Genomic DNA, 12,388 nt, shown 5'->3' on the forward strand with positions numbered 1-12,388 from the left:
GTGAATTGCAATAAAGGAAATATGATAAAATTAAAAGCGAAATAATTTGATCTGGCATTTTCTTATTGTAAATAATGATATTATAGGAGATTTCGGAATAGTTTAAAAGATGTAAGGTGGATTTTTAGATTGATTGATCAACCCAGTGGTGATTATATGGTTCATGATGTGCTATGATAAGTAAGGGTAAAAATAGGAGATGATGGTCCACGGGTAAGGAAAAACAAAGCTTTATTCCTTGAAAAAACTCAATTTAGGCTTGGTTTTATGCGTTTTAATGCCTTTTGGACTGTGTTCTCAATTTTTACTATATTTTAAATCATTGAAAATTATCATATAATAAGAGATATATTAATCTATAACCAATTGAAAAACACTATGATAGGGTTATAATTGAGACAGTGATTAATGAAACAGAAAAGGTGTGTTGACGAGGTCGCGCCTCTGCATGGTGTGATGCCTACATCTTTTCTGCAAATTTAGGGGAAAAGGTGGGGGAAAAATGAGCAACAGGGAAATTAAAACAGATGTGATTTTAATTGGCGCAGGAATTATGAGTGCGACTTTAGGGACTCTCTTGAAAGAATTAGTTCCAGAATGGGAAATTACAGTGTTTGAAAAGCTCGGAAGCGCAGGAGAGGAAAGTTCTAACGAATGGAATAATGCGGGTACAGGGCATGCGGCATTGTGTGAGTTGAATTACACGAACGAAAAGCCAGATGGATCTGTAGATATTAGTAAAGCTATTAAAGTTAATGAGCAGTTCCAGGTTTCAATGCAGTTTTGGTCTTATCTCGTAAACAGCAAGCTAATTCAAAACCCAAATGACTTTATCATGCCATTGCCTCATATGAGTTTAGTTCAAGGGGAAGAAAATGTAGAATTTTTAAAAAGACGTTTTGAAGCGCTTTCAAATAATCCTCTATTCCATGGGATGGAATTTACAAAGGATCCCAAAAAACTAATGGAATGGGTTCCACTTATCATGCAAGATCGCAAAGACAATGAACCTATAGCTGCAACAAAAATTGACTCTGGTACGGATGTCAACTTTGGTGCTTTAACGCGCATGTTGTTTAATCACTTAGAGAATAAAAATGTTAAGATAAAATATCAACATAATGTTGAAGATATTAAACGAAACAGTGACGGATTGTGGGAAGTAAAAGTCCACGATGACACGGTTGGTGAGGTTGAACGTTATACGGCAAAATTCGTCTTTATCGGAGGCGGAGGAGGAAGCCTGCATTTATTACAAAAGTCAGGTATACCTGAAGGAAAGAATATCGGAGGCTTCCCAGTAAGCGGAATCTTTATGGCTTGTAAAAATCAAGAAGTTGTGGAGCAACATCATGCAAAAGTTTACGGAAAGGCAAAGGTTGGAGCTCCGCCAATGTCTGTTCCACATTTGGATACAAGATATATCGACAATAAAAAAGCGTTGCTATTCGGACCATTTGCAGGCTTCTCACCAAAATTCCTAAAGAATGGTTCATTACTAGATTTAGTTACTTCTGTAAAGCCGAATAATGTCTTAACGATGTTGGCAGCAGGAGCAAAAGAAATGTCATTGACAAAGTATTTGATCGAGCAAGTCATGTTATCGAAAGAACAGCGTATGGAAGAGCTACGTGAGTTTATCCCGAACGCTAAAAGTGAGGATTGGGAGTTAGTCGTAGCGGGCCAACGTGTTCAAGTAATTAAAGATACTCCAGATGGCATGGGAACACTGCAATTTGGGACGGAAGTAATTACTGCTTCTGATGGTTCGATCGCAGCATTACTAGGGGCATCCCCAGGTGCTTCAACTGCAGTTCACGTTATGCTTGAGGTCATTGAAAAATGCTTCCCGCAACATGTTAAAGAGTGGGAAGGTAAAATTAAAGAAATGATTCCATCGTATGGTTTATCATTAATGGAAAATCCAGAGCTTCTGCGCGAAATTCATAAATCAACAGCAGAGACACTCGGTCTAACTGAAAAAGAACTAGTCTTTAATTAATTCTTTGGAAATGAAACCAAGGGTATTGTAAAATGTCAAGAGACTGAGCGTCCAATCAGTGAGAAAATATTAAACAGAGAACCTTTAATCCTAGCTAACTACGGATTAAAGGTTCTTTCTTTAATTTATTCGCAGTGTTCGTTTGAAGGAGGGATTTACATGAGATGTGGATCAAAATGCTTTCTTGTTGAGATGGAACTAAAGGGCGAAAAGCAAATCAAGTCAGTGACAGCCCGAACCCCTGTGGATGCAAGAAAAACCATTCGAAAAGAATTTGGAACAGACGCTAATATCTTATCCGTTACAGAAGAAAAAAGAAAACAATAATTGGAATTTACACGATCCTTTAACAGTCAGTTATTAAAATGCAGTTACCGATAATATACCTGTTGGTTGCACTTCTAAAGTTAATACCGTATCAACATGATTATCATGGACAATAAGAAGCTCGTTATTCGTTGGATCAGTTATGACAATATGATCATTTACTAAAGCGAGACTAGGGTATACATAATCATGTCCATGGCCCTCACCTAATTCAAATGGATCAATGACTTTAAGTTCAGATTGGATTGTTCCACTCGCTAGGTCAAGTTGATAAAGTAATCCATTGATACCTAATACAAATCCTTCACCCTTTGCATTGACTACCATGGAACTAATATAAGGTGTTGAGATATCAACTAATTTAAGTGACTTTTCGATTGTATTAATAACGCTAACATTATGTCCGAGTTCTGGTTTCTCTTTACTACTATAGTTTGCGAGAAAATAAGGACTTTCGCTATGACTCTTAATTGTCCCCACACGAGCTTCTTCATCAGGTAATACAATTTCTACCGCTTCATCTGTAAAAGGGAGGTATAAAAGGACTTGGCCTTCACATCCAAATGCAATAACTTCTTCTTCTTTAGAACCAATGGATGCTTCACCATGAAGACGAGGGCATGATGGGATCCGTGACAGTTCTTCGCCTGCTTCATCATAAATGATAATACCCTCTGGAAGCGGTTGTGGATCCTCCTCATCAGTATATGAAACAGCGTAAGTACCATTTGATAATGGTACTGCTACACCATGATGTTCTACCCCTGAAAATGTCGCGACTGGATCTGGTTTTTTGTTTGTTTTTAAACTTTTGTTCGGATAGACCTCAACAAAACCATTTCCATCGTAAAAGATTGCTGTCTCCCCACTATGAGTGACAATATGTGTAGGCTTTTCACCCGTAATTTCATACTTTGAAACAACAGGAGCTTCGACATATGTATGTCCGTGATCGCCATGATTTTCTTCCCACACTCCAAGATCGAGTAGCTTTAAATGACCTTCTTCACGATTATTTAGAAACACATGGCGATGATCAGCAGCCAGCCCCATTGCACTGGTTTCTGTTTCGAATGTTTCAATGACTTGGAAGTTACCATCTACTACAATGACACCTCCATCATAACCAATCGCAATACGCGTCCCGTTCTTTTCATCCTTTTGACTGTTGTTATTAGCTTTTCCTATATCTTCTTCAAGTTCTTCTTCCTCTTCTAGAACCTCATCTTGAATAAACTCTAAAGCTTCATCCGCATCTTTAGCTGTCTGTTCATCTGCTGTTGATGTTGTATTCGTACTACAACCAACAATTAATAAGAAGATGACTATTAAAGTAAGACCGACAAAAAACTTAGAGTTTAGTAAATAAATTTTCACTTTTTAGTTTTCCTCCTTTTGTAAATAGTAATCATTACGATTTGTATTATGGAAGTGATTTCCTAATTGGTCAATGGGCATTTTTACAGAGGTCTAAAGTTTGTTTACATATTATGCGCTATCTATTGAAAAATCTAATAAGCGCTAGGAGAAGGCAATTTCCTAGCGCTTATAGTATTTATTATTTTACGAGAGTTTATTTAATTTATTTAAATATTTTCAGTGGGAGATGAAAGAAAGCCTAGTGAAAAAAGTTCCACTTTATAGTTATTGGGTTTCAACTTAACCTAAAGTAGGAAAGAGGGGTTACTGTCGTTAACCAGTTTCATTACTTTTCTTATCTTTGATAAGTTGAAGAATATCTTTTTTTAAGTGATTTCTTCTTTCGTTTGTAATAGAACTAAGCCACGTAGTCACTTCTTTCTTGTATTTTCTTTTGCCGCGTTGATAGATCATTAAAAATACCTGTTTAAAAATAGTCAATTGCTTGTTTTCTTTATTTATCTTTCGACTTTCATCTAATAATTGGTTTATGAAAGATACATTTGAAAGAGAGCACTTTTTAGACAATTGAGTAAGGAAAATCTCAGCTTCACCATACGCCTTATGTTTAACATAATAGTTTATAATATCTGATATTAATGTTGGGGATTGTTCAAATTGGTTTAGAAGGTAAATTAGAAATTTATCATATCGGTGAAGCAGTAAGAATTCGATTGATTTTTTTGAATTTGCGGTAGAGAGTGCCTGTTTTAATGTGGAATGAATAAGAGAATTGGTTGATTTATGATTAGTTGATTGTAGGGTTAATAATCGGGATGGCCAACAATGTTTAATATCTTGGAGGTGTTCATCAGTAAGAAGTTTTTCAAGGTTTTTATTATTGAATTTAGCATTTTCTGATTGATTAAGAGCATCTCGAATATCAGCTTGAGTTAGGGAGCTTTTCGTTCGCGTGCTTTCCATTTGTTTAATTTTTTCAAGACAGCGTCTAGCATGTTCATCTTGGCTTTTATTTAAGAAAAAAGACTGTAAAAATTCTCCTGTATCAGAAATGCGAGCATAAATCTTAGGTTGGTCATCTTCAAATAAGATGACATGGTGTACCTTATCAGCAGGTTCTTGGTATTTAATTACATACTTGGAATCGTTATTCAAACTTACGGTTTTGCCGAGCAGGCACGCTGGTAGAGTCATAATAACCTTCCTTTCGTTGAATCAATTTTTTGAAACACATACTCCTTACCTATTATTGTAAATGTTTTTAACTAAAAAGTGAAATGTTGTTTGTACTTTACGTTTAGTGATTAATTAATGGTCAAAGCTGGAGTAAGAAAAAACAAATAAGAGAACTAACATTCGCTTTTTATTTGTAATTTCTGTATAATTGAAGGGTGAATTATTAAAAGCTAGGAGGTTTATATGTACCCTCATCCTATTATTGAGCAACTAAATGAGATTGTTTCAAAGCATACATTAACGGAAAAAATCTTTGTTGTTCCATCACACCGCGATGGACAATTAGCGATACAAGCATTAGCTAGAGCAGGACAACCTGTACTTAATGTAAAGGTAAAAACCTTTATGGATTTAGCTCTTGAGCTAGTTAAACCGATAATGAAGAAAGCCAACTATGAGCAAATGCCATACCAGATTGGTAAACAATATATATTTTCAGAACTTCAAAAACTGAAAACAGGTAAGCAGTTACATTATTTTAACTCTGTACAACTGACTCCTGCATTTAGTCAAGCTGTTTATCAAGCAATATTAGATTTAAAACAAGCTAGAGTCACGGTCCAAACTTTTCCCAAACAAGCTTTTCTCAAGCCTGAAAAAGGAGAGGATTTATATCGGTTATTTCAAGCTTATGAACATAAACGGCAGGAAAACCGACTACTAGATGCTGCTGATATCTTTGAACTTGCACTCAAGCAGCTAATAGAGCAAAAACATAGTGCTCTTTATATATTCTTCCCGCATGAAGCGTTTTATCGAATTGAAAAGGACTTCTTTCTACATTACACCAAAGGGGCAAATGTCATTGCATTAGGTTTTCCATCGGTTGTCGGTGTAGAGCCACTTCCAGAAATGATTCCACCAACAAAAAATCATCAATCGCAACATCCATTCAGCTTTTTATATCAAATTGAAGAAGCGCCAAGAGAACCAGATCTTACTTTAAAGGCAGCGATTAGTGAAGATGAAGAAATCCAAAGTGTATTTAGGCAATTAAAAAATGAAAAACTTCCTTTTGATCAATCGGTCATTTTCTATACGAGCGGTCGTCCATATGTAGAAAGTGTTCTTCGTTTTGTACAAAAACAAAAGCTAGAAGATTGTGTAACTTTTGCTGAAGGAGTTCCAGTAAACCTTACAAAACCAGGTAAGCTGATAAAAGGTGTGTTTCAGTGGATCCGTGAAAACTATAATGTTAATGCACTCGCTAAGTTAATTCGAGAAGGCTGTATTTCCTTAAATCAAATCGATTTATCAGGAGAAAAAGTAATTGAGCTTCTTCATGATGCAGATATTCATTGGGGAAGAGAAAGATACCTACATAAGCTAAACGAAAAAATGGCTGATTTAGCACTGAAAGTAAAAGAAGACCCATCAAATCAACGAGCGGTTTTGAGGCTTGAAAGATATAAACAATTAGAGAAATGGTTAACGCCGTTTATGGCGCGCTTTGAAGGAAATAAAATGTGGGATTTTATTTCCTATAAAAAGTGGTTATGTACTTTAAAGGATCTATTATTAGTAGAGGATAATTCTACTAATGGTTTAGATACGTCTGCAAAAAATCAACTAATTGAAGCCATTATGGAAGTAGAGAAATTAGCAGCTGGAGAAATGACATTAGGTGAAGCATTAAATGATACAGAACAATGGTTAATGAAGTTAACTGTTGGTGCATCAATGCCTAAGCCAGGCCACCTTCATGTATCACCACATCGAATTGGGTTGTATTTAGATCGACCTCATGTGTTTGTCGTTGGTTTAGATAATGGAAGGTTTCCTGGGCGCCAAAAAGAAGACCCGATACTTCTAGATTTAGAAAGAAAGTTAATCCACCCAGAAATGACATTAGGTCGTGAATTTGTGAAACGTAATTTTTACTTATTTGTTCAGCTTTTATTAACGACAAAAGGACATGTTCAAATGAGTTATCCATTTATGGACACGGTTGAAAATCGCAGATCAGCACCTTCGCATTTATTTTTACAAGCTTACCGCTTAAAAACAAGGCAGCCTAGTGTAACAGGTGAGGAGCTTGCTCACGCTCTTCAAGAGGATGTTCATTTTATCCAAAAAGAAGAAAATAATGTACTTCATGAAAGTGAGTGGTGGGCTAAGCAACTATGGAATAGCAATCAACTGGCTTCAGATGTACTTGGAGAGGAAGAGTTTCTACATCTAAAACAAGCTGAAGTTGCTAGATATGCACGTCGTAATGAGATATTTACAGAATTCGATGGTCGAATTGAGTATGAGCATGACAAGCTTGATCCTAGAAAAAATGAGAACTTGACGATTACAACAAGTAAACTAGAGATGCTAGGAACATGTCCTTATAAATACTTTTTAAAGCATATTCTATATGTTGAAGAGGAACAAGTAGAAGAGTTTGATATGTATAGTTGGTTAAATCCACCAACGAGAGGAAGTTTATTGCACGAAGTATTTGAGCGTTTTTATGATCGTCTAAAAGAAGAGAAGCAAAAGCCACAAGTAGAAAAACACTTAGATCTCATCATAGAAATTGCTGATCAAGTACTATCCTATGCAAGAGAAAGTAACCCTCCGCCAAGTGAAATAATTTATTTACTCGAGCGTCAAGAAATCCTCGAGTCCTGTTCTGTTTTTCTTAAAGCAGAGGAAGAAGCAAGTGATGACGGGGACCCACTATTTTTTGAATTTAGTTTTGGAATTAGTGGACAAGACCCAGCGACCATTGACCTTGCAAATGGTGAAACGATCCGTTTAAGTGGAAAAATTGATAGAGTTGACCGTTTGAAAAATGGACTTTATGCGATTATTGATTATAAAACAGGAAGTTCCTATGGCTATACAGATAAAGCGTACTTTAACGGTGGACGTAAGCTTCAACATAGTCTCTACGCGCTTGCGTTTGAAAAGCTTTTTGCACATCAGAACGCACAAGTAAGTTCTAGTGCTTATCTTTTTCCTACGCTTAAGGGACAAGGTGAGAGAATTGAACGAAAGCATAACGCTGAAGAAAGGGAGAAATTCCTATCCATAGTAGAGCACTTATGTGAATTGTTAGCACAGGGCCACTTCCCTTACACAGATGTCGCAGATGACTGCAAATATTGTGATTATAAAATTATCTGCCAACGACACACGTATGAAGAAGAAATCCTTGCAAAGAAACATAAAGAAGAAACAGCTTCAGGAGCTTTAAGGTTAAAGGAGGTGCGCTCGTATGACTGATGTAGTTTTAATGGATAAGAATGAACGTGACAAAATCATGCTAAATTTGCATACTAATTTCTTAGTTGAGGCAGGAGCTGGATCAGGGAAAACCTATAGTCTTGTTCAAAGAATGGCGAACTTAGTAACAACAGGGACGTATGAGATAAGGGAAATTGTTGCGATTACCTTTACAAGGAAAGCTGCAGATGAGTTAAAGGAACGCTTTCAAACCGAGTTAGAGAAAAGAAGGAAAGAAATAACTGATGTTGATGTGAGGGTAAGAATTGAACGTGCGCTGGCTGACTTTGATCAGTGTTATTTAGGTACGGTTCATTCTTTCTGTGCAAGGTTATTACGGGAAAGACCTGTCGAAGCAGGACTTGACTTTGACTTTAAAGAGTTGGATGAAACTGAAGATAAGATGATCGCTGATGAAGCATGGGAACGGTATATTAATGATGTCCGCCTGAAATCCCCTGAACGACTTGATGAACTGTCAGAGTTAGGGATTGATGTAGCTTCTTTGCGTGATAATTTACATGAGTTGCGTGAATATGCTGATGTGGCCTGGTTTTATGAAGAAGCTGAAAGGCCGAGTTTAGATGAAGTTTTTTCAGAATTAAAATCATTTATTGAGTATGTAAAAACAAGTTTACCAGATGAAGAACCCGATAAAGGCTATGATTCGTTACAGAAAAAAATACTTCGCACGATGAGAGAGTTAAAGTATTTCGATATTACGAAAGATAAGACGAAGGTTGCGATGTTAAGGCCATATCAAAAGAAGACATCAGTGACGTTAAATCGGTGGAAAGATAACGATGTAGCCAAAGAAATAAGAGATGAACGTCAAATTATTCTTTCAGAAGTGGTTGCTCCCGTTTTAGAGAGTTGGTTTGAATATTGTCATAGTCGACTCATTCCGTTTCTAAAGCCAGCCTTAACATATTATCAAGACCTAAAAAAGAAGCGCTCTTCGCTAAACTTTCAAGATTTGCTATCTGAATCAGCAAAGCTATTAAGAGATAACTCTGAGGTACGTAGATATTTTCAAAAGAAATATAAATGTCTTCTTGTGGATGAATTCCAGGATACTGATCCAATTCAAGCGGAATTAATGTTGTATTTAACAGGTGAAGAAACTGAAGAAAAAAATTGGTCGAAGTTAACCCCGCGTCAAGGGTCTCTATTTGTGGTTGGAGATCCAAAGCAGTCGATATATAGGTTCCGCCGAGCGGATATAGATATTTATCAACGAGTAAAAGAAATGATTGCTAGTACAGGCGGAGAAGCACTCAACTTAACGATGAACTTTCGCACAACTAGTCTTGTTACTGAGCGACTGAATGATGTGTTTGTTAAGCATTTACCTGAAAAGGAAACAAGCTATCAAGCCGCTTATCGACCATTAAATTCTGTCAAAAGAGATAGTCCAGAAGAAGAGCAACGAATGGGTATTTATAAATGGACAGTACCGAATGCAAGGAAAACAGCCGAGGTAATTGAAGCTGATGCTGAAGGAATTGCAAAATATATTCGTTCAAAGTTGTTAAATAACGAGGCACAACCAAGAGATTTTATGATTCTTACTCGTTATAACGGCGGAATTGATGATTATGCAAAAAAACTAGAAGAGTATAGCATTCCAGTAATGACGACAGGTGAGGTTAGTTTAGCTGAAGATGAAGAGCTTCGAGCTATATTATATCTCTTAAAGCTACTAGCAGAACCAACAAGTTCTCTCTTTGCTACAGCAGTATTACGAGGTCCGTTTTTTGGTCTGAGTGATAAACTTCTATATAACTTTACTGCTAATGGAGGAAGGCTATCGTTATTTACAAGTATTCCAGAGAGTTTAGAAGAAGAGGAGCAAACTGTTTTAAAATACACGTATGACAAGCTTAATCAATATTATATGTGGCGTAGGCGCGATATTCCAACTGCTGCAATTGAAAAAATTATGTTGGACGTAGGGCTACTGCCTAAATTTATGAGCTTGGAAAAAAATAAACGAGATTATACTCGAGTATATCAAGTGCTTGAAAAACTCAGAGCGCATGAAGCAAGTGGACATGCTGAATTTTATGCCATTGTGGAACGGTTAGAGCAAATAATCGTCGATGAAGCGATGGAAGAAATGACATTACCAGAGGAAGAAAATGCAGTTCGTGTCATGAATGTTCATAAATCTAAAGGACTTGAGGCTCCAATTGTTTTTCTAGTTCACCCAAAAAAGTTTGTGGATCAAAAAGACAAAATAGGTCGTCACATTCAGCGTGAGCATGAGCAATCCGTTGGTTACTTTTGTTTTACCAATGAAAAGGACGAAATGATGGCTCAACCACCGAACTGGAAACGTCTGCAAGCTGAAGAATATGAGTATTTAAGAGCTGAAGAGATGCGACTTGTATATGTAGCTGCCACCCGTGCTGAAAAAATGCTTGTTATTAGCTGTATGGATAAAGGCAATGAAAAAAATAACCCATGGAATGATCTGCTTGAAGGGCTTGAGCTAGATGAATTTCAAGTGCCAGTAGACGTTGTTAAGCCAGAGATAACGGACAAAACCTTCATTGGCTTAGCTGATTGGAAAAAGATTAGAGAGCAAGTTTCTAACTGGGCGGAGCCGCTTAAAGAGAAAACCTATGACATCGAGAGACCAACTGATCGAACAGAGGATGATCATTCATTGCTTGGGATTGCACGAGAAACTGGTGGTGGTAAGGACTGGGGAAGTGTAGTTCATGAAGCGTTTGAAGCAGTACTAAAAGGCACTGAAAGTAGAAGTGAGGTTATTGAAGAGCTACTTAGCAAATATGAGCTTCCAATAGAGCGAGCAGAAGAAGTAAATGATGCAATTGATACCTTTTTGCAGTCCTCGATTTGGGAGCAGTGTAAGCAATCTGAACAATGGTATGCTGAGATGCCATTCACGGTACTGGTACAAGAAGGACATCCGTTATATCGAGAAGAAACTGGAGAAACATTATTAACGGGTATCATTGATCTCATTTTTAAAGAAAATGATCAATGGATTATTGTAGACTATAAGACGGATCGTTTTACGAGAGAAGAAGATATTGATAAGTTAAAAAATCATTATGCGAAGCAGCTCAATGTTTATAAACAAGCGTGGGAAGAAATAACACATGAACAAGTAGGGGAAATGAATATCTATTTTGTTCAAACAAAGGATTGTGTACAAATCTAAATCTCTGTTATTATTTCTATAAACTGTTGACTTTCTTCCACCTTAATACAATAACTACCTTAACTGAAGTGGCCCTCTTAGATTAGAAAGAGGAAATTTTGGATGATTAGGATGATTCAAATTACCATACTTCTCATTTCCTGTGACATAGAATGGGTTCGATAACCTTCTGATGATCATAGATGAAAGGTTTGTAATTAAGAGAGTCATCCTCTTATTTTTTATGAGGGATGATACCTTTGCAAAATTGTCTTTCGGACTCTACTTTTCTGCTATAATAACTACGGAAGAATAGTGTGGAGGGTACATCATGATACGTACGGTCATCTGGGTGATTTACTTAGCTCTTTATTTAATATATAGCTTACCTACGTTGTGTAAGGTTAAACGACTCGAACCATCGTTGACAGTTGCAGAAAGAGACAAATTGTCATCTGAACTGCCAAAGCGTTGGGCTCGTTCGCTTGTTAAGCTAGCAGGAGCGGAAGTAACTGTAGAAAGAATGGAAAATGTGCCGAGTGAAGGAGCAGTATTATTTGTTTCAAACCATCAAGGTGATTTTGATATTCCTTTATTGTTAGGGTATATTGATAAACCAAAAGGCTTTATTTCCAAAGAGGAAGTGAGAAAAGTTCCGATTGTTGGATGGTGGATGACAGTAATAAATTGTGTGTTTATGCAACGAAAAGACCGACGACAATCACTTCAGGCCATAGATGAAGGTGCCAAGCTTTTACGCAACGGGCACTCACTCGTTGTTTTTCCAGAAGGAACGAGAAGTAAAGGTAATGAAATGGGGCGGTTCAAAGCAGGGAGTTTTCGATTAGCGCTGCAATCGAACGTACCTATCGTTCCAGTTTCAATTAATGGATCCTATAAATTGTTTGAAGAAAAAAGGCTCATTCAACCTGGAGCTGTCGAAATAAAAGTAGGTAAACCAATTTACCATAGAGAGTATAAGGATATGGATGAAAAAGAACTAGCCACCCTCGTCAGAAACATTATTAAAGATCAGCAAATGAAGGAATAATAAA

At 36.8% G+C, this 12,388-nt stretch carries 7 protein-coding genes; 5 read left to right on the plus strand and 2 right to left on the minus strand.

Annotation, left to right across the window (positions count from 1 at the left end):
* Positions 1 to 502: 502 nt before the first annotated feature.
* Together GKP30_RS14795 and GKP30_RS14800 are read left to right on the plus strand one after the other, a co-directional pair.
* Positions 503 to 2,002: a malate:quinone oxidoreductase gene (locus GKP30_RS14795; RefSeq protein WP_216830228.1), complete on the plus strand. Its 1,500-nt coding sequence runs from the start codon at positions 503 to 505 to the stop codon at positions 2,000 to 2,002.
* Positions 2,003 to 2,161: 159 nt separating this feature from the next.
* Positions 2,162 to 2,329 carry a hypothetical protein gene (locus tag GKP30_RS14800; RefSeq protein ID WP_216830229.1) on the plus strand — a complete coding sequence of 56 codons (168 nt, stop codon included), beginning with the start codon at positions 2,162 to 2,164 and terminating at the stop codon, positions 2,327 to 2,329.
* A gap of 33 nt (positions 2,330 to 2,362) precedes the next feature.
* Here the strand turns inward: GKP30_RS14800 and GKP30_RS14805 are convergent, their stop codons facing one another.
* Both GKP30_RS14805 and GKP30_RS14810 read right to left on the minus strand, forming a co-directional pair.
* Complete coding sequence (locus tag GKP30_RS14805) at positions 2,363 to 3,706, minus strand: hypothetical protein (RefSeq protein ID WP_216830230.1); 1,344 nt, start codon at positions 3,704 to 3,706, stop codon at positions 2,363 to 2,365.
* A 315-nt stretch (positions 3,707 to 4,021) separates the two neighbouring features.
* Entirely contained in the window at positions 4,022 to 4,903 is an 882-nt protein-coding gene (locus GKP30_RS14810; RefSeq protein WP_216830231.1) for a hypothetical protein, read from the minus strand.
* 225 nt (positions 4,904 to 5,128) lie between these two features.
* On the opposite strand from GKP30_RS14810, the gene GKP30_RS14815 reads away from it, so the two are divergent.
* The 3 genes from GKP30_RS14815 to GKP30_RS14825 all read left to right on the plus strand — a co-directional run bounded on the left by GKP30_RS14815 (position 5,129) and on the right by GKP30_RS14825 (position 12,384).
* Positions 5,129 to 8,161 carry a PD-(D/E)XK nuclease family protein gene (locus GKP30_RS14815; protein WP_216830232.1) on the plus strand — a complete coding sequence of 1,011 codons (3,033 nt, stop codon included), beginning with the start codon at positions 5,129 to 5,131 and terminating at the stop codon, positions 8,159 to 8,161.
* Positions 8,154 to 11,354 carry a UvrD-helicase domain-containing protein gene (locus GKP30_RS14820; protein ID WP_216830233.1) on the plus strand — a complete coding sequence of 1,067 codons (3,201 nt, stop codon included), beginning with the start codon at positions 8,154 to 8,156 and terminating at the stop codon, positions 11,352 to 11,354. The genes GKP30_RS14815 and GKP30_RS14820 overlap by 8 nt, the downstream gene beginning before the upstream one ends.
* Positions 11,355 to 11,664: 310 nt before the next feature.
* Positions 11,665 to 12,384, plus strand: coding sequence for a lysophospholipid acyltransferase family protein (locus GKP30_RS14825; RefSeq protein ID WP_216830234.1), 720 nt, complete (start codon positions 11,665 to 11,667; stop codon positions 12,382 to 12,384).
* The last annotated feature ends 4 nt before the right edge of the window (positions 12,385 to 12,388 follow it).

The sequence above is a fragment of the Alkalihalobacterium elongatum genome (genome assembly GCF_019024285.1).
In the GTDB taxonomy this organism is placed as follows: Bacteria; Bacillota; Bacilli; order Bacillales; family Bacillaceae_F; genus Alkalihalobacterium; species Alkalihalobacterium elongatum.

Bases quoted from the DNA above. Each gene is read 5' to 3' on its own strand.
- GKP30_RS14795 (WP_216830228.1), top strand. From the start codon at position 503: ATGAGCAACAGGGAAATTAAAACAGATGTGATTTTAATTGGCGCAGGA.
- GKP30_RS14800 (WP_216830229.1), top strand. From the start codon at position 2,162: ATGAGATGTGGATCAAAATGCTTTCTTGTTGAGATGGAACTAAAGGGC.
- GKP30_RS14810 (WP_216830231.1), bottom strand. From the start codon at position 4,903: ATGACTCTACCAGCGTGCCTGCTCGGCAAAACCGTAAGTTTGAATAAC.
- GKP30_RS14815 (WP_216830232.1), top strand. From the start codon at position 5,129: ATGTACCCTCATCCTATTATTGAGCAACTAAATGAGATTGTTTCAAAG.
- GKP30_RS14820 (WP_216830233.1), top strand. From the start codon at position 8,154: ATGACTGATGTAGTTTTAATGGATAAGAATGAACGTGACAAAATCATG.
- GKP30_RS14825 (WP_216830234.1), top strand. From the start codon at position 11,665: ATGATACGTACGGTCATCTGGGTGATTTACTTAGCTCTTTATTTAATA.